The organism is Planococcus halocryophilus (assembly GCF_001687585.2).
Taxonomy (GTDB): Bacteria; Bacillota; Bacilli; order Bacillales_A; family Planococcaceae; genus Planococcus; species Planococcus halocryophilus.
The window spans coordinates 1,226,880-1,244,481 of the sequence record NZ_CP016537.2 but is presented as its reverse complement, the minus strand read 5'-3'; the positions used below and the strand labels follow the sequence as shown (position 1 = coordinate 1,244,481).

The 17,602-nt window shown below is 40.6% G+C and carries 17 protein-coding genes and 1 other annotated feature; of the genes, 4 read left to right on the top strand and 13 right to left on the bottom strand.

What is annotated here, in order from left to right; translation table 11 throughout:
* Window positions 1-63: 63 nt before the first annotated feature.
* Entirely contained in the window at window positions 64-777 is a 714-nt protein-coding gene (locus BBI08_RS06270; protein WP_008497228.1) for a pseudouridine synthase, read from the bottom strand.
* Between the two features lie 10 nt (window positions 778-787).
* On the bottom strand, window positions 788-2,392 hold the full coding sequence (locus BBI08_RS06265) for a putative polysaccharide biosynthesis protein (RefSeq protein WP_008497229.1): 1,605 nt from the start codon (window positions 2,390-2,392) through the stop codon (window positions 788-790).
* 128 nt (window positions 2,393-2,520) lie between these two features.
* Here BBI08_RS06265 and BBI08_RS06260 point away from each other — a divergent pair, with 128 nt between their 5' ends.
* Window positions 2,521-3,804: a BaiN/RdsA family NAD(P)/FAD-dependent oxidoreductase gene (locus tag BBI08_RS06260; RefSeq protein ID WP_065527860.1), complete on the top strand. Its 1,284-nt coding sequence runs from the start codon at window positions 2,521-2,523 to the stop codon at window positions 3,802-3,804.
* A gap of 155 nt (window positions 3,805-3,959) precedes the next feature.
* On the opposite strand, the gene leuS is transcribed toward BBI08_RS06260, so the two are convergent.
* The 3 genes from leuS to BBI08_RS06245 all read right to left on the bottom strand — a co-directional run bounded on the left by leuS (window position 3,960) and on the right by BBI08_RS06245 (window position 8,028).
* Entirely contained in the window at window positions 3,960-6,371 is a 2,412-nt protein-coding gene (gene leuS, locus BBI08_RS06255) for a leucine--tRNA ligase (protein ID WP_065527859.1), read from the bottom strand.
* 41 nt (window positions 6,372-6,412) lie between these two features.
* Window positions 6,413-6,619: a binding site (T-box leader), on the bottom strand.
* 44 nt (window positions 6,620-6,663) lie between these two features.
* The gene (locus BBI08_RS06250) at window positions 6,664-7,317 is read right to left on the bottom strand and encodes a 3-oxoacid CoA-transferase subunit B (RefSeq protein ID WP_008497230.1); all 654 of its coding nucleotides are present in this window, start codon (window positions 7,315-7,317) and stop codon (window positions 6,664-6,666) included.
* An 18-nt stretch (window positions 7,318-7,335) separates the two neighbouring features.
* Window positions 7,336-8,028 carry a CoA transferase subunit A gene (locus tag BBI08_RS06245; protein ID WP_008497231.1) on the bottom strand — a complete coding sequence of 231 codons (693 nt, stop codon included), beginning with the start codon at window positions 8,026-8,028 and terminating at the stop codon, window positions 7,336-7,338.
* Between the two features lie 174 nt (window positions 8,029-8,202).
* On the opposite strand from BBI08_RS06245, the gene mnmL reads away from it, so the two are divergent.
* Together mnmL and mnmM are read left to right on the top strand one after the other, a co-directional pair.
* Complete coding sequence (mnmL, locus tag BBI08_RS06240) at window positions 8,203-9,156, top strand: tRNA modification radical SAM protein MnmL/YtqA (protein WP_008497232.1); 954 nt, start codon at window positions 8,203-8,205, stop codon at window positions 9,154-9,156.
* The gene (mnmM, locus tag BBI08_RS06235) at window positions 9,153-9,716 is read left to right on the top strand and encodes a tRNA 5-(aminomethyl)-2-thiouridylate-methyltransferase MnmM (RefSeq protein ID WP_065527858.1); all 564 of its coding nucleotides are present in this window, start codon (window positions 9,153-9,155) and stop codon (window positions 9,714-9,716) included. Before mnmL ends, mnmM begins: the two co-directional genes overlap by 4 nt.
* Before the next feature lie 44 nt (window positions 9,717-9,760).
* On the opposite strand, the gene BBI08_RS06230 is transcribed toward mnmM, so the two are convergent.
* The 3 genes from BBI08_RS06230 to BBI08_RS06220 are packed head-to-tail and all read right to left on the bottom strand — an operon-like array spanning window position 9,761 to window position 13,001.
* A complete protein-coding gene (locus BBI08_RS06230; protein ID WP_008497233.1) occupies window positions 9,761-11,044 on the bottom strand; it encodes an MFS transporter in 1,284 nt (427 codons plus the stop codon).
* A 54-nt stretch (window positions 11,045-11,098) separates the two neighbouring features.
* Window positions 11,099-11,518, bottom strand: coding sequence for a universal stress protein (locus BBI08_RS06225; RefSeq protein WP_008497234.1), 420 nt, complete (start codon window positions 11,516-11,518; stop codon window positions 11,099-11,101).
* A gap of 22 nt (window positions 11,519-11,540) precedes the next feature.
* Window positions 11,541-13,001: a SulP family inorganic anion transporter gene (locus BBI08_RS06220; protein WP_008497235.1), complete on the bottom strand. Its 1,461-nt coding sequence runs from the start codon at window positions 12,999-13,001 to the stop codon at window positions 11,541-11,543.
* Window positions 13,002-13,175: 174 nt separating this feature from the next.
* Between BBI08_RS06220 and BBI08_RS06215 the strand changes: the two genes are divergently transcribed.
* A complete protein-coding gene (locus tag BBI08_RS06215; protein WP_065527857.1) occupies window positions 13,176-13,718 on the top strand; it encodes a recombinase family protein in 543 nt (180 codons plus the stop codon).
* A 73-nt stretch (window positions 13,719-13,791) separates the two neighbouring features.
* Here the strand turns inward: BBI08_RS06215 and BBI08_RS06210 are convergent, their stop codons facing one another.
* The 5 genes from BBI08_RS06210 to BBI08_RS06190 all read right to left on the bottom strand — a co-directional run bounded on the left by BBI08_RS06210 (window position 13,792) and on the right by BBI08_RS06190 (window position 17,510).
* The gene (locus BBI08_RS06210) at window positions 13,792-14,298 is read right to left on the bottom strand and encodes a redoxin domain-containing protein (protein ID WP_008497236.1); all 507 of its coding nucleotides are present in this window, start codon (window positions 14,296-14,298) and stop codon (window positions 13,792-13,794) included.
* Between the two features lie 42 nt (window positions 14,299-14,340).
* A complete protein-coding gene (locus BBI08_RS06205) occupies window positions 14,341-15,006 on the bottom strand; it encodes a haloacid dehalogenase type II (protein WP_008497237.1) in 666 nt (221 codons plus the stop codon).
* Window positions 15,007-15,213: 207 nt separating this feature from the next.
* Window positions 15,214-16,650: a murein hydrolase activator EnvC family protein gene (locus BBI08_RS06200; RefSeq protein ID WP_008497238.1), complete on the bottom strand. Its 1,437-nt coding sequence runs from the start codon at window positions 16,648-16,650 to the stop codon at window positions 15,214-15,216.
* Between the two features lie 361 nt (window positions 16,651-17,011).
* The gene (locus BBI08_RS17285; protein WP_237146578.1) at window positions 17,012-17,182 is read right to left on the bottom strand and encodes a hypothetical protein; all 171 of its coding nucleotides are present in this window, start codon (window positions 17,180-17,182) and stop codon (window positions 17,012-17,014) included.
* Window positions 17,183-17,306: 124 nt separating this feature from the next.
* Window positions 17,307-17,510 (bottom strand): helix-turn-helix transcriptional regulator, encoded by a 204-nt coding sequence (locus tag BBI08_RS06190; RefSeq protein ID WP_008497241.1) that lies wholly within the window; start codon window positions 17,508-17,510, stop codon window positions 17,307-17,309.
* Between the last annotated feature and the right edge of the window lie 92 nt (window positions 17,511-17,602).

Sequence of the window (17,602 nt, the reverse complement as noted above, 5' to 3'; positions counted from 1 at the left end):
CTTACCGTAAAGATAGCGACCAGAATGATCCGTAGCCAATAAAAAATGACCGCAGCTATGCGGTCATTTTCTATTTTTTAAGCTAGTTAGTTCTTCTTCTGTTAAATGACGATATTCACCAAGTTCTAATTCCGGATCAAGACTGAGCGGTCCCATCGACAAGCGTTTCAAGTAAACAACGTGTTTGCCGACACTTTCGAACATCCGTTTAACTTGATGAAATTTGCCCTCTGTAATCGTCAATTCAATTTTAGACATAGCAGCACTTTCCAAGATGTTTAAACTTGCTGGTTTCGTCACATACCCATCATCAAGCGTAACACCTTTTCTAAATACTTCTGCATCTTCTTCTGTAACTACCCCTTCAACATGTGCAAAATACGTTTTATCCACATGCTTTTTAGGCGATAGCAATTCATGTGCTAACTTGCCGTCATTTGTTATCAATAAAAACCCTTCAGTATCCTTGTCTAATCGCCCTACCGGAAACGGCTCGAAATGTTGCTCATCTTCCCCTAGCAAATCAATGACCGTTTTATCGTACTTATCTTCCGTTGCCGAAATCACACCTTGAGGTTTATTCATGAGCAAATAAATAAATTCTGTATAAGTAACAGCTTCGCCACCGACCGAAACGTGATCGGCATGCTCTTTGACATGCACTTTTGGGTCACGAACGATTTCACCGTTTACTTCTACTGCTTTTGACTTCAATAGAACTTTAACTTCTTTTCTAGAGCCATAGCCCATATTGGAAAGATATTTATCTAAACGCATTGTTTCACTCCTAAAAGCCTAATTTCCGAGAGATTTTTGTTATTTTTGAACCCATCAATTTTTGTGCTAAACCAGTTTTTAAGCCGAGGTATCCATAAACAACTGCCCCAACACCACCGATTAAAATGATACGAATCATGGATAGGAATTTATTGTCCATACCGATAACTAAATCGATTCCTGACATCGACACGTAAACCGCACCTGCCATTATTAAGTTCAAAATAACAATTAATATCACGCGTCTTGTTACCATTTGCGAATGATAATTCATTGTTTTAACGATTACAATCATGTTCATCCCTATCGCTGCTATATAACCAATAATCGTTGCTGCAATCGCCCCGTCTGTTTCAAAACGTTCGATTAACGGTGTATTTAACAGAGCTTTTAATAATAGACCTGTCGACAAGTTGATGATGATCCATTTTTGTTTGTTGATACCTTGTAAAATAGAAGCTGTGACGGGGAAAGCAGAAAACAAAATTGCCACGGGTAAATAATGCGCCAAAATCTCAGATCCAACATCACTTACTTCGTAAAAGACATGGTATAACTCATCAGAAAGCATCGTCATTCCAATAACTGCAGGTAATGTTAAGAACAATAATAACTGAATTGATTGATCTAATGTTTTTGATACTTGCAAATATTCTCTACGTGTAAAATGCTTCGTGATCAACGGAATCAATGCCATAGAGAAACCAGTAGCAAGCATGACGGGAATCATGACTAATTTATGAGCAGTTAAATTCAAAATACCTAAAAGGTCAATTTCCGAAAAATTTCCGCCAGAACTCATTGCTCGGTTAAACGTCATTAAATCGACAAACTGGAACAATGGATTGGCAATACCGAGGAAAATGACTGGTACGGCATAAATCACAATCTCTTTGTACATATCACGTAATTTTACATCATACGATTCAACAGAGTTCGCTAGCAGTTGATTGTATTCGGGCTTTTTCTTTTTCCAGAAATAACCCAATGTGACAATTCCGCCGAGCGCTCCGATTGCCGCAGACAATACTGCAAACTGAATCGCTGTTTTTGGCGTACCATCAAAAATATAAAGAACTGCAAATGCGCCGCCTAAAAGGAAAATAATGCGAACAATTTGCTCGACCAATTGTGAAACAGCGGTTGGCATCATGTAGTTATAACCTTGGAAAAACCCTCTCCATAGACTCATAAACGGTACGACGATTAATGCAAAACTGACCCAACGAATCGCTTCGGTGACATCCCCAACCGAATAAATCCGTTCATCTTCGGAGATGGTAATACGCGCAAGTGGCTCTGCGAAGATATAAAGCAAGAGAAACGAAACAAAACCGGTAATCATCATCGTCAGAAGGCCTGACTTTAATAATCGCCTACCTGTTTCATAATCACCGAGGGAATTGTATTTAGCGGTAAATTTCGAGAAAGCGATTGGAGCGCCTGAAATAGCCAGCGCCAGCATCAAATTATACGGGATATATGCATATTGATAAAGCCCGATATTGTCTTCTCCTACCATGCTATAAAACGGAATGATATAAATAACTCCCAATATTTTTGACAAAAATAACCCTAATGTTAAGATGGCTGTACCTTTAACTAATGACGACATTTTACACTTCCTGACTTGTTCATAATAAAAGCAATCTACACGATAGTTTACACCTATAGATGAAATTACTCAACGTGTTTCGCTGCATCGTGTATACTAAAAAGAAAACGAAAGCGAGTTCTTAATATATGTATGACGTTATAATCATCGGCGGAGGCTCCTCCGGCTTAATGGCATCAATTGCCGCAGCTTCAACGAATCAAAAAGTATTACTGATCGAAAAAGGGAAAAAGTTAGGGAAAAAATTAATTATTTCTGGTGGTGGACGTTGCAACGTTACTAATCGGTTGCCACTGGACGAAATTGTTAAGCATATTCCAGGGAACGGTCGTTTTCTTCATAGCCCTTTTTCCGTATTCAACAACGAAGACATTATTTCTTTTTTTGAAGGACTTGGTGTTGCATTAAAAGAAGAAGATCACGGTCGCATGTTTCCTGTATCAAACCGTGCACAAGACGTAGCAGATGCGATGTTTAAAGAAATGGAACGACTCAACGTCACTATTTTATTGGATTCACCTGTAAAAAAATTATTGATGACTGATGAAAAAGTGACCGGCGTTCGCCTGCATACCGGTGAAGAATATACGGCCAAAGCAGTGATAGTAGCCGTCGGAGGCAAAGCCGTACCGCAAACGGGTTCTACTGGAGACGGCTATCCATGGGCTGAAAAAGCAGGTCATTTGGTGACAGAGCTTTACCCAACAGAAGTGCCACTTCTGTCTAAAGAACCTTTTATCGTCGGCCGTGAGCTTCAAGGCTTGGCATTACGTGATGCTGCTGTAACCGTATTAAACAAAAAAGGCAAAGTGCTTGTCACCCATCAAATGGACATGCTGTTTACTCATTTTGGGTTGAGTGGCCCAGCAGTTTTACGCTGTAGCCAATACGTCGTCAAGGAAATGAAAAAAAATGGCGGTCAACCGGTTGAAATGCGCATCAATACTTTACCCGGTGAAAATGCAGAATCGGCCTTTCAGCTGCTAAACAAGATGATGAAAGACGACCCGAAAAAATCACTAAAAAACGTATGGAAAAGCTTAGCACAAGAGCGTTGGTTGCTATTTCTCATGACGCGTGCAGAAATCGATCCACTACTGACGGGTGCAGAATTGCTAAGTGATAAAGTACGCGCCATGGCTCAGCAGTTAACGGCTTTTGCCATGTTCGTCAACGGCACGCAATCTATTGAAAAAGCGTTTGTTACGGGTGGCGGTGTATCGATCAAAGAAATCGAACCTAAAACGATGGCATCTAAAAAGAAACCCGGATTGTATTTCTGCGGTGAAATTTTAGACATCCACGGCTACACGGGCGGATACAACATCACCTCTGCATTAGTCACAGGCAACGTGGCCGGACAAAGCGCAGCTCGTTTCGCAAAAGAACACTCAGTCACATCAAACAACTAAGTGCCAGCGCGTCCACGGGCTATGCTCCATAAAAAAGATATTCACTTATCTTAAACACCAAAATAGGCAGACTGGAAAATTTCCAGTCTGCCTATTTTTATTATTCTACTTTCAAAATGCTCCCGGAAGGTTTTGCATTTTCATGTCTAACTTTTTTAGCCTACTACGATGTTAACCAATTTCCCTGGAATCACAATCACTTTGCGAATTTGTTTGCCGTCAGTTGCCTTTTGAACATTGTCATCCGCAAGTGCTGCTGCTTCTAGTTCTTCTTTCGTGCTGTCTTTAGCGATCGCTAGCTTTGTTTTTACTTTGCCGTTAACTTGTACTACTACTTGGATCACATCATCGATCATTTTCGATTCGTCGTATTGTGGCCAATTTTCGTAAGTTACCGATCCTTTATGACCCAATTTCTCCCACAGCTCTTCTGCTACGTGAGGTGCAATTGGAGACAAGAGTTTCACAAAACCTTCAACGTATTCTTTTGGAATGGAATCGACTTTATAGCCTTCATTAATAAAGACCATCATTTGTGAAATTGCTGTGTTAAAACGCAACCCTTCAAAGTCGTCTGTTACTTTTTTAACAGTCTGGTGATAGATTTTTTCCATTTTGCCGTCGTTTGAATCAGTGATTTTTGCACTCAATTGCTCTTCGTCCATCAACAAACGCCAAATGCGGTCTAGGAATCGACGAGAACCGTCTAGACCATTTGTTGACCAAGCGATAGATGCTTCAAGTGGTCCCATAAACATTTCGTACATACGCAATGTGTCTGCACCGTGGCTTTCGATAATTTGGTCGGGGTTCACGACATTGCCTTTTGATTTCGACATTTTCTCGTTTCCTTCGCCCAAAATCATGCCTTGGTTAAATAACTTTTGGAAAGGTTCTTTTGTTGAAACTACACCGATATCGTATAACACTTTATGCCAGAAACGCGCATATAGCAGATGAAGTACAGCGTGCTCTGCGCCACCGATATACACATCAACTGGCAACCAGCGTTTCAATAGTTCTGGGTCAGCCAACATTTCATCATTAGTTGGGTCGATAAAGCGCAAGTAATACCAGCAGCTTCCTGCCCATTGTGGCATCGTGTTGGTTTCGCGACGGCCTTTCATTCCTGTTTCTGGATGAACAACATTTATCCAATCGGTAATATTGGCAAGTGGAGACTCACCTGTTCCGCTTGGCTTAATATCCGTTGTTACTGGCAACATAAGCGGCAAGTCTTTTTCTTCAACAGGCGTCATCGTGCCATCTTCCCAATGAATGATCGGAATTGGCTCGCCCCAGTATCGCTGACGGCTAAACAACCAATCGCGCAAGCGATACGTAATTTTCTTTTCGCCGACTTTTTTATCAACTAGCCAGTCAATCGCTTTTTCAATTGCTTCTTTTTTGTTTAATCCGTTAAGGAAATCGGAATTGATCAATTCGCCGTCGCCTGCATAAGCTTCTTCTTCAATATTACCGCCTGATACCACTTCGACGATTGGCAAATCGAATTGCTTCGCAAATTCATAATCACGCTCGTCGTGAGCTGGAACTGCCATTATCGCGCCTGTTCCGTAAGTTGCCAATACATAATCCGCAATCCAAACTGGCATTTTTTCGCCACTCGCTGGATTTGTAGCATAAGCTCCTGTGAAAACACCTGATTTGTCTTTTGCCAAATCTGTACGTTCCAAATCACTTTTCGTTTTAACGTCGTCAATGTATTTTTCAACAGCTTGTTGTTGTTCTGCTGTTGTAATCGCAGCTACTAATTTATGTTCAGGCGCAAGCACAGCATAAGTCGCACCAAAAATTGTATCTGGACGAGTCGTAAACGTGCGGAAAGAATGTTCCGTATCCGCTACTTGGAATTCCAATTCGGCGCCTTCTGATTTCCCGATCCAGTTACGCTGCATGTCTTTCAAGCTTTCTGGCCAATCAAGATCATCCAAGTCTTCAAGCAAACGGTCCGCATAATTTGTGATACGTAATACCCATTGGCGCATTGGACGACGCTCAACTGGATGCCCACCGCGTTCTGATTTGCCATCGATTACTTCTTCGTTCGCAAGAACTGTTCCAAGTGCCGGGCACCAGTTAACAGCTACTTCGTCAACATATGCTAGTCCTTTTTTATACAATTGGATGAAAATCCATTGTGTCCATTTATAATAAGACGGATCCGTTGTGCTAATTTCTCGGTCCCAGTCATATGAAAATCCAAGTTCTTGAATTTGACGTTTGAATGTTTCAATGTTTTTAGCCGTAAATTCAGCTGGGTCATTTCCAGTATCAAGTGCATATTGCTCAGCTGGTAGACCAAAAGCATCCCAGCCCATTGGATGCAAAACGTTATATCCTTGCATGCGTTTCACCCGACTTAAAATATCCGTCGCCGTATAGCCTTCCGGGTGACCAACATGAAGTCCAGCTCCTGATGGGTATGGGAACATATCCAGAGCATAAAATTTCGGTTTAGACGGATCGTCTACCATTTTAAACGTTTTGTTGTCTTGCCAATATTTCTGCCATTTCTTCTCAACTAGTTTGTGCTTGAATGTCATTTCCAATTCCTCCTCAAAATAAAAACTCCCGTCCCTTATAAATAAGGGACGGGAGTTTTCCCGCGGTACCACCCAAATTAGCGACTGCTCGCTCAACTTGACTCCTTAACGCGGAAAACGGTGTACCTTACTTAGTTTCACATACACTGACTCCAAGGTGAGTTCGTTTGAGCATTTTACCGACTTGCACCAACCGCCGGCTCTCTGTGAAAAATACACAAACTACTAGTCCTCTTCGCTGTCATTAACTATTGTCTTCATTTTAGACGAGTCACCGTTTTTTGGCAATAGCCTAAGAGACTTTAACATTTTCTGTGTTTAACGGTGCATCTGTTGAATCGATAATGTCTTGAACTGTAAAGCCATCAAAGACTTCTAACAACACCAATCCAGCATCTGTCACTTCAATTACGGCGCGTTCTGTAATGATTTTATTGACTACGCCTTTGCCTGTTAACGGCAAATCGCATTGCTTTTTAATTTTGGCAGAACCGTCTTTTGACACATGATCCATAATAACGATTACTTTTTTCGCACCGTGCACTAAATCCATTGCGCCACCCATGCCTTTAATCATTTTTCCTGGAATCATCCAGTTGGCTAAGTCACCGTTTTCAGCTACTTCCATACCACCAAGAATCGCCACATCAATATGTCCACCGCGGATCATCGCGAATGATTCAGCACTTGTAAAGAAAGCCGATCCAGGAATCGTTGTAACAGTTTCTTTACCTGCATTGATCAAATCCGGATCCACATTTTCTTCTGTCGGATACGGTCCAATTCCTAAAAGTCCGTTTTCCGATTGAAGAACGACACTTTTGTTATCCGAAATAAAGTTGGCAACCAATGTCGGCATACCGATTCCTAAATTAACGTAATCGCCATCGTTGATTTCTTTTTCAGCGCGTTTTGCAATGCGTTCTCTGACTAATTGTTTATCCACGATTTTCTCCACCCTTTCTTAAACAGTGCGTGTTGTAAGACGTTCGATCCGTTTTTCTTGGTCTGCCTGAAGCAAGCCTTGTACATAAATGCTTGGTGTTTGAACGTGGTTCGGATTGATGTCACCAATTTCCACGATCTCTTCTACTTCCGCAATGGTGATTTTCCCAGCGGCTGCAGCAAGGGGGTTAAAGTTTTGTGCTGTTTTGTTATAAATAAGGTTGCCCATTTTATCAGCTTTATGTGCTCTGACTAATGCAAAATCTGCTCGTAACGCGTGTTCAAGCACATATTCTTTGCCATCAAATTCGCGAATTTCTTTGCCTTCTGCAACAGTTGTACCTACGCCAGCTGGTGTGAAGAAAGCTGGAATTCCCGCTCCGCCTGCGCGCATTTTTTCAGCTAACGTTCCTTGTGGTGTCAATTCAACTTCGATTTCACCCGATAACACTTGGCGCTCGAATTCTTTGTTTTCACCTACATAAGAGCCAATCATTTTTTTGATTTGTTTGTTTTTCAATAACAGGCCAAGACCCCATTCGTCTACTCCACAGTTATTGGAAATGACGGTCAGATCGGTTACCCCTTTATCAACTAGTGCTAAAATAAGCTGTTCAGGTATCCCTACTAACCCAAATCCGCCTACCATAATTGTGGCACCGTCTTGAATTTGTTCAACTGCTTCTTTTGCAGAATTGTAAATCGGTTTCATTCCATTATGCCTCCTCTAACTCATCCACTTAAATTCAGTATTAAAACGCTTCCATTTTAATTTAAACAAACTATTGCTCTAAACGCAATATTCATAAAAATCCATTGTCCCATTAGTAGGCATTGTTCGCCGTTTTGTCGTCATGCTACAATGGCTTTCGAGGAGTTGTTTCGATTGAGTAAAGAGTTTCCTTTTTCATCTGATGGAAAACGTTATTATACATGGAATCGCCATTTGCGCGATCATTTTGGTTTTAAGGTCATGAAAATTGCTTTAGATGCAGGCTTTGATTGTCCGAACCGGGATGGTACGGTAGCACACGGGGGCTGTACGTTTTGTAGCGTCGCAGGATCTGGTGATTTTGCTGGAGACCGAGTTGACTCGATTTCTGAGCAATTTGATAAAGTTAAAGAAAAAATGCATCGCAAGTGGAAAGATGCCAAATACATGGCCTATTTTCAAGCCTATACCAATACCCATGCCCCTTTGCCTGTGATTAAAGAAAAGTTTGAAGCGGCGCTCGAGCAAGAAAATGTTATCGGTTTGAGCATCGCAACGCGTCCGGACTGTTTGCCAGATGACGTTGTGGATTATTTAGCAGAACTAAACGAACGCACGTATTTATGGGTCGAGCTTGGATTGCAAACGGTTCATGAGCGAACGGCCCTTTTGGTCAACCGTGCGCATGATTTCGAAGCATATGTAGAAGGCGTAACAAAATTACGTAAGCGCGGCATTCGCGTGTGTACACATATCATCAACGGCTTACCACTTGAAGACCGAGACATGATGATGGAAACTGCTCGTGAAGTGGCAAAACTTGATGTCCAAGGCATTAAAATTCACTTGTTGCATTTATTAAAAGGCACACCAATGGTCAAGCAATACGAAAAAGGCATGGTCGAGTTTCTTGAAAAGCAAGAATACATTAACTTAGTAGCCGACCAACTTGAAGTGTTGCCACCAGAAATGGTTGTTCAACGCATTACAGGTGATGGCCCGATAGATTTAATGATTGGGCCGATGTGGAGCGCCAACAAATGGGACGTCTTAAACGGCATTGATGCCGAGCTCGCACGCCGCGAAAGCTGGCAAGGTAAACTTGCGGCTGGGAGTGTGACTTCATGACGATACAACGCGTATTGCCTTTTACAAAATCATTACTTGAACAAGCGGTCTCTTCTGGAGACGTAGCCATTGACGGCACTGCTGGCAACGGTCATGACACACATTTTCTAGCAAGTTTAACGGGAACAACCGGAAAAGTCTTCGCTTTTGATATTCAAGCAGAAGCGATTAGCGCGACACGAATTCGAGTGCAAGAATTTGAACACGTCGAACTTATTCATGACAGCCATGCCAAAATAAAAGACTATGTGTCAGAGCCCATTGCAGCTGCTGTTTTCAATCTTGGCTATTTGCCAAAAGGTGATCACAGCATTATTACGAAAGCAAAAAGTACGCTCTCTGCTCTCGAACAATGTTTAGACCTTTTGAAAATAAAAGGCGTTTTGTTAGTTGTCGTATACAGTGGGCATGAAGGCGGCAGCGAAGAACGTGACGCCGTAATGGAATTCGTTTCCTCGCTACCGCAAAAAACTTTTGATGTGCTGAAATACGAATTTATCAATCAGCAACATTCACCACCCTTTTTATTAGCCATTGAAAAAAAACAAGCAAGCAATTAAAAAACGCAGAAAAGAGCAAGTGCTCTTTTCTGCGTTTTTTCAGCTTAGTTTTCTATTCCCTCTTTTTCTGGCGGATTTGCTAGTAATGCCGCCACAATACCTAGAAGCGGGAAAATCATAATAACCCATAACACTTCTTTATAGCCGCCAAAGAAATCGTAAAACAAGCCGAACGGCAATGGACCAAGGGCAGAACCAACTACCATAAAGGCCATCGAAATGCCGGTAATGCTACCAAGGTATTGCCGACCGAAATAGTTTGGCCACACGACACTAAGGGTCACGCGTTCAATTCCCAACATAAAGCCCCATACAATAGCAAAAAGAATTGCTCCTGAAAACAGGTCCGCTTCTTTCAACAAGAAAATCGAGGCAATTTCACCAACAAAAACAAAAGCTAACATCCACTGCACGCGTATTTTATCAAGCAAATAACCTGCCAGAAACGTTACCGGAAAACCAATAACCGCCATCAAACTCAAGACAGTCGCAGCTGTTTCAGGTGCTAATGATTGAATCGAAAAAATAGACACCAAATGGAAAGTCATTCCGGTATTAACCAAAGCAGGAACCACTACACAAAATAACAGGAGCCAAAAAGAGCGGGTCTTTTTCGCTTCTTTTACCGTCCAACTAATGTCTGAAGATAAAGGCTTTTGTCGATCTTCTTCTCTTACTAAAGGTCCATTATCCGGCAACAAGCCAATATCTTCTGGCCGATTTCGTATAAAGAAAAATGCTAAAGGTGTAAAAATCAGGACAATGGATGCACCAAGAATTTGCCAAGTCGTTCTCCAACCATAAGCTTCAATTAGCCAAACATTGATCAATGGAAATGCAGCGGATCCAATCATCCCACCTAGCGCAGCTAACCCAAGCGCACGACCACGTTTTTGTATAAACCATTGAGGCACTAACGCGTTTGGAACAAGTGTCATCGAGCCTTGACCAAATAGCCGTATAGCGAAAAAACCCATAAACAACATCACCCAATTGACCACGAAACTATTAAATATACTGGCTGCTGCTAAGATTAAGGAGACGGCAATCGCCATTTTTCGCGCACCGACTTTATCAATCATTCGACCGATGATAAACAATAAAAATCCTGCAAGAAGTGTCGCTGATGAATAAATACCGGACACTGTCGAGCGACTCCAGCCAAATTCTTCTATGTAATAATCTATAAAAATGGCGTTTGAATAGGTTTGTCCAGGTCCAGAAAAAAAGTGAGACAATCCCGCGAGAATAACAATTACCCAGCCGTAATAAAATGGCGTCTGGATCACACCGTTTCCATTAATCCTGTTTTCCTTTGTATTCTTCATAACAACCCTCCCTCACAAAAAAAGAGCCCCTTTGAGCTCTTTTTATTCGTCCTATTATTTTACAATTAAAACGGGGCAATTTGCACGTTTCACCACTTTATGACTAACACTACCAAGAACCATTTCTTGAAGTGAGTTCAAGCCGCGGCTGCCGATGACAAGTACGTCGAATTCATCTTGGTTAGCATATTCAACAATGGCAGGTCCAGGTGTACCATGGAGAATTTCCACTTTGTAATTGACGCCTCCCGCACTTAACGCATCTTCTACCGGCTGAAGATTTTTTCTACGTTTAAGGTCAAGTTCCGAGGAACTGCCACTATGCAAAACTTCTTTTTTAGAATCATCATAATCTGCCACAAAAACAATGGTTACTTGAGATTTAGTTGATCCTTTTGCTAATTTCACAGCTTCTTTTGCAGCGCGCTCGGAATGTTCCGAGCCGTCCACTGCTAATAATATTCGAGTATACATGCACCAGCACTCCTCTACTATTTTAATGGGTTGGGAATTTTACATGTTGATTGTTGAAGACCGCTAGCTGATCAATCAGCTTCTGACTGCCTGTATCCAAGCCAACAATTTTTACATTATTGCCATTTTCCTGGAATTTCAAGACAACCCGATCGACGGCACCAACGCCAGAATCATCCCAAATATGCGATTCGGTAAAGTCAATGATAACCGTCTGTCCTTGCGTTTCGTAGTCAAATTTTTCAAGGAAATCTTCAACTGAAGCAAAGAACAATTGACCTACTACTTCGTAATACGTGTCTTCCAATAATTTTTTCTTCACTTTAATCTTCGATATCTTTGCGACAAAGAAGATAGCACTCAACAGTACGCCTGCTAGCACACCGATTGAAAGGTCATGTGTGTAGACAACAATCATTACTGTTGCCAGCATAACAATAGAATCGGCTTTTGGCGCTTTTTTTAAATAACTAAATGACGACCAGTCAAAGGTGCCGATAGATACCATAATCATGATTCCGACTAAAACCGGCATTGGAATCTGTACCACGACATTTCCTAAAACAATGATGAGGAACATGAGGAACGCACCGGCTACAAAAGCCGACAGTCTGCCTCTTCCACCTGACTTGACGTTAATGATAGATTGACCAATCATGGCACATCCCGCCATCCCACCGAAAAATCCAGTGACAAAATTGGCGATTCCTTGTCCTCGAGACTCCTTATTTTTATCACTTGTTGTACTTGTCATATCATCTACAATATTCGCTGTTAACAAGGATTCAAGTAACCCAACCACTGCTAAAGCTAGAGAATAAGGTAAAATAATCAGTAAAGTTTCCATGTTAAATGGAACATTAGGCAGAAGGAAAGTCGGCAATGTTTGACTAATAGCACCTAAATCCCCTACTGTCCTCAAATCTAGTCCCCCGTAAATTGCAGCACCCGTCAAGACCACTAACGCAATCAATGGCGCTGGGATTGCTTTAAAGAACCTGGGAACGATGTAGACAATGGCAAGCGTAATAGCTACGAAAACATACGTTAAATTATTGATGCCGATAAAATGCGGCACTTGTGCCATGAAGATGAGGATGGCAAGTGCATTAACAAATCCGATCATTACTGCACGTGGGATGAATTTCATCACTTTTGCGACTTTAAAAACTCCAAATAAGATTTGAATAACGCCCGTTAAAATAGTAGCAGCCAATAAATATTCCAAACCATGATCCCGCACCAACGGTACCATTAGCAGCGCCATGGCTCCGGTTGCCGCAGAAATCATACCGGGGCGACCTCCTACAAACGCGATAATAACCGCGATACTAAATGAAGCGTACAGCCCGACCATTGGGTCCACTCCGGCGATGATTGAAAATGCTATAGCTTCCGGGATCAATGCCAGAGCGACAACAATTCCCGCCAGGACATCTCCTCGTACATTTCCGAACCATTGCGTCTTAATTTTTCTCCACATATTCACTTACTCCTCTTACATTTTTTTTGACTTTTAACTCTCATAAAAGCCGATCCGTTTTACCAATAAAATCAGTGTATCATCTTTTTACCCAAAAAAGAACCTTTTTGGAACTATCAACATTTTTACCTTGTGCTATGATAGATATGACTCGCTATGAAAGGGGATTTTAACTTGTTGATAGGTTACGCAAGACCTAGCGTTGAAGATCCAGAGTGCCAACAACAACTCATGCTTCTTAAAAGTTTCGGCTGCACTAAAATATATGTAGAAATGCACGCCTCTCCAAAAAATCGGTTGCAACTTGAAAATTTGTTGGAACAAGTAGAAGTTGGTAGCCGACTAGTTGTTGCCAAGCTATACACTTTTGCGGATTCTACTCGGCAGTTAGTAGAGCTTTTAAACATACTAGAAACAAAAAAGACCACTTTTTTTTCTATCCATGAAAATATTGATACAAATAACGAAAAAGAGTACCCATTCATTAAAATTTTAAGCTGCTTATCCGACTTTCAAAGTGATGCCATTAGCGAAAAAACCAAAGCAGGCTTATCTCTTGCCAAAGAAAAAGGTATCGTCTCTGGTCGCCCCAGAAAAGCAGACGAAAATGTAAAAAAAGCAATCGAACTGTATGAAAGCAAACAATTTACCTTAGCTGAAATCAAAGAAAAAACCGGTATCAGTAGATCCACTTTATATCGTTATTTAGAGAATTAATGTCGAAAAAAAACCTTCGCCTAAAAATAGGCAAAGGTTTTTTTAAGTATATTTGATGTTAGTTTGCTATTAACTATCCCTTTAAATTCTTTTTAATATACTGCACAACTTTGCGAAGCTCTGTTGCGCTCGGACGTCCATAAGGGCTCGTTTGCTGCTGTTGATAAAGAATATTCCCTTTTTCATCAAGCAAATAATGAGCAGCTTCCCCGTGGATTCCATGGTCTTCATACGGTGCATCTTCTCCGTGGTAATAAGCTCCGTACTGGTCCAACAAATCTGTTGTAAGGTCAGACAGGAGTGGAAAGCTTAAGCTATGCTCATTTTTCATCCCCAATGAGTTTTCTTGGCTATCCGTTGATAGAGCCGTAAAATAAACGTCTTTTCCTTCAAAATAAGAAAGGCTTTCTTCAATTTCTTTTAAATCTTGGTTACATACTGGGCACCATGATCCTCTGAAAAAGACCAAAAATCTCCAACCTGGACGATCCGTCAAATCTTGTTCAAGAGAATAAGTGCCACCTTCTGCTAATGGTAGTTCAAATAATGGTGCTTTATCCCCTAGTTGCAATATTGTCATAGTTAGTTTCCTCCTTATTTTTAAAACACAATCAAGTAAACTTTATTTCCACTTTAACAATCCAGTTAAATCATCAAATATATAATCCGGCTCTAGATCAAGCTCTTCGACCGGCATTCCTTTTCGGTTGATCCAAGCTGTTTGAAATCCGAAACTTTTCGCACCCGATACATCCCAACCATTAGACGACATAAAGAGAACTTCATGACTTTCGATTCCAAGTTGCTCTAACGCATATTGATAAGATGCCGGTGTTGGTTTAAATTGTTTCACGTCATCAATACTCAAAATTTGATCAAACAACTCATCTAAACCGGCATTTTTAACTAATGGATCCAGCATATCGTGAGAGCCATTTGAAAAAATCACTAAGTTTTTATCTTTTAACTGCGTAAGAACTTCTTTAGATTCTGAGTAAAGCGGTAAATGCAGATATGCAGCTAACAACTTCTGCTCGTTTTCTTTACTTGGTTGCAAGTCATTTTCGTTAAGTGCATATTTTAATGCATCATGTGTAATGGCATAGAGCGTGGCATAATTATCCATCAGCTGGCGCAACATAAAATATTCCACTTGCTTGGATCTCCATGTCTGACTGATTTTTTCACCGTATCCAGGATATAATTCCTCGCATTCTTTTTTTATCGCCGTAACGTCAAACAAGGTTCCGTAAACATCGAACACAAAAGCTTTGATTGAATTATCCACTCTACATCCTCCTTTTGCTGACACTGCGAACATAAATTATCTATTTCACAATTTACTAACTTGCTGTACAGTCTTTTACTTCTATACCCAAAGCCAGTCGGATTAATCGGAAATGAACAAGTTCATCTAATTGAAATAAAAAAACCCGAACCGGCGCACTTTTTAAAGTGCTACCGGTCGGGTTAAATCTTTCATTTTATAACTATTTTAAAAATAATTCATTGGATTTACTGCATTTGAGCGAGCGCCATTCCATGGACCAACATGGATTTCAAAATGAAGATGTGGTCCAGTAGATCGTCCTGTGCTGCCAACGAGTCCAACATTTTGACCTTGTGAAACGGCCTGTCCAGATGAAACATTAATAGCACTCATATGAGCATAAACAGTCGCATACGTTTGACCTTTAATGGAGTGAGTTAAAATTACTACGTTACCATAGCCACCCATGTTTCCAGCAAAGGAAACATAACCAGTTGCCGCCGCAGAAATTGGCGTACCCGTTACATTGGCAATGTCTTGTCCAAGATGCGATTCGGCACCGTCACCGATATCACGTCCACCAAAGCCTGAAGAATGTCGTCCAGAAGCAGGCCAAATAAACATCGCACTAGGTGCTGGTGCTGGTGCAACTTCTACTTTTACTGGCGGAGTCACAGCAGGTGTAGGGGCTTTCGACTTGCTTACTGATTCAGCTTTGGCACTACTTTTAGCTTGAGCCTGTGCTTCTGCCTCTGCACGAGCTTTTTCTTCTGCTGCGGCTTTAGCAGCTGCAGCCTCTTCTGCTTCTGCTTGTAGACGAGCCTCTTCTGCAGCTTTTTCAGCAGCAATTTTCCGCTGACGTTCTTCTTCTTCTTTTCTAGCAATTTCAGCTAAACGTGCTTGTTCGTTCATGATTTGTTTTTCCAAATCTGCACTAACTTCAAGAACTTCGGCATGTTCAAATTCTAACTCATTTTTTTCAGCTGCCAGTCGTTTTTGTTCTTTTTCTAAGTTTTGAACAGCTTGTGCTTGTTCTGTTTTTTTACTGCTTAATGAAGCTTTTAACCCAACCAATTCTAAACGTCGGGATTCTTGTTCAGCTAACTTGGATTCTACTTGTTCTTTTTGTTCAGCTAGCAGTTTTTTATCTGCCGCTTGTTCCCGCATGATTTCTCTGTCTGCTTCTATTAACGTATTCACCGCAGAAAAACGATCAATAAAATCAATAAAACTATTTGCGCCAAGTAAGACATCTATGTAATCTACAGAACCGCCACTTAACTGGATTGCACGAGCTCGTTCTCTCAACAATTCTTCACGTTCTTCTATTTTTTGTTCAAGTTCTTCAATTGACTTTTTCAGCTCGTCAATTTCTACTTTAGTTTTATCGATTTTCGCTTGAACATTACTGATTTTTGTTTCTGTACCGGTAATTTGTGTGTTCAATTCTTCGATTTTCGCTGTTAATTGGTCTAACTTTGATACGTTTTGATTGATTTTCCCCGCTTTTTCACTAATATCAGAAGTTAATTCACTTTTTTGTTGCTCTGTTTGTTGCTGTTTCTGCTCTAATTCATTTAATGTATCTGCGTTAGCTGTCGGTATCAATATTGATAAAGCTAATACAGAGGATAAACTAGTTACTAGCCATTTCGATATCACGTGTTTTATCCCCTTTCAATAATTACGAGTGTTTCATCTATGTATATTTTGAATGTTAAGTTGAAATAACACAAAAGCCTCCATTTAATGCAACATGTTCAGTATAACAGCTCGGAATCCTTATTCTGTTACAGCAGTATTTCAATTTATTCTAATTGTGAAATATTTATGTAATATATTAGAAGTTATAATATTTTAAATTATGAGATTTTTAAACTAGAAAGGCTCAGAATTTAATTATCATAGCTTAATTTGTTGCTCTATATTTATTTTTTTACCTTAAGAAACAACTGAACGCAAAGAAGAGCTACGAAGGTGTAGCTCTTCTTTGTATAAAAAATAGGATCACTCCTCGGCCCGCTTAAAGTTTGGAATTATAATACGCCGTAGAAATCGCCCAACCAGCTAAATGAATAATCAGTAAAGTACCTAATACTTCAATTACTGCCAACTCCATTCCGAAAATTACAAAGATGAACTGAATATACATGGCGACCAATGTGATCTTCCAGGCATTTGCTAAAGCTTTCATAGTGATACTTGCGTACCGTCCGGTGTTTTCTGCAGCTTTCTTCCGTGCCCACACAGTTCGAACAGCCCTCCCGTTGCTCCGAGTAATAATCCCAATAGACCCAACAGTTGATTTGTTTCCATACTTATTCACTCTCTTTCTCAAATATGAAGACATCTTCAATGCGAAGTTGAAATAAAGTAACGATTTTATACGCTAATTCCAAAGTCGGTTTATAACGTACATTCTCAATTGAAATGATTGTTTGCCTTGAAACACCTAATTTCTCAGACAGCTGTTCTTGCGTATACCCAAATGATGTTCTTCGCTCTTTAATGCGATGTTCCACATTCTAACCTTCCTGTAATGCTTACTTTACTTCCACTAATATTTATGAAATAAAAAAGAAGCCCTCACTGGAGCTTCTCTATCGGTAATAAC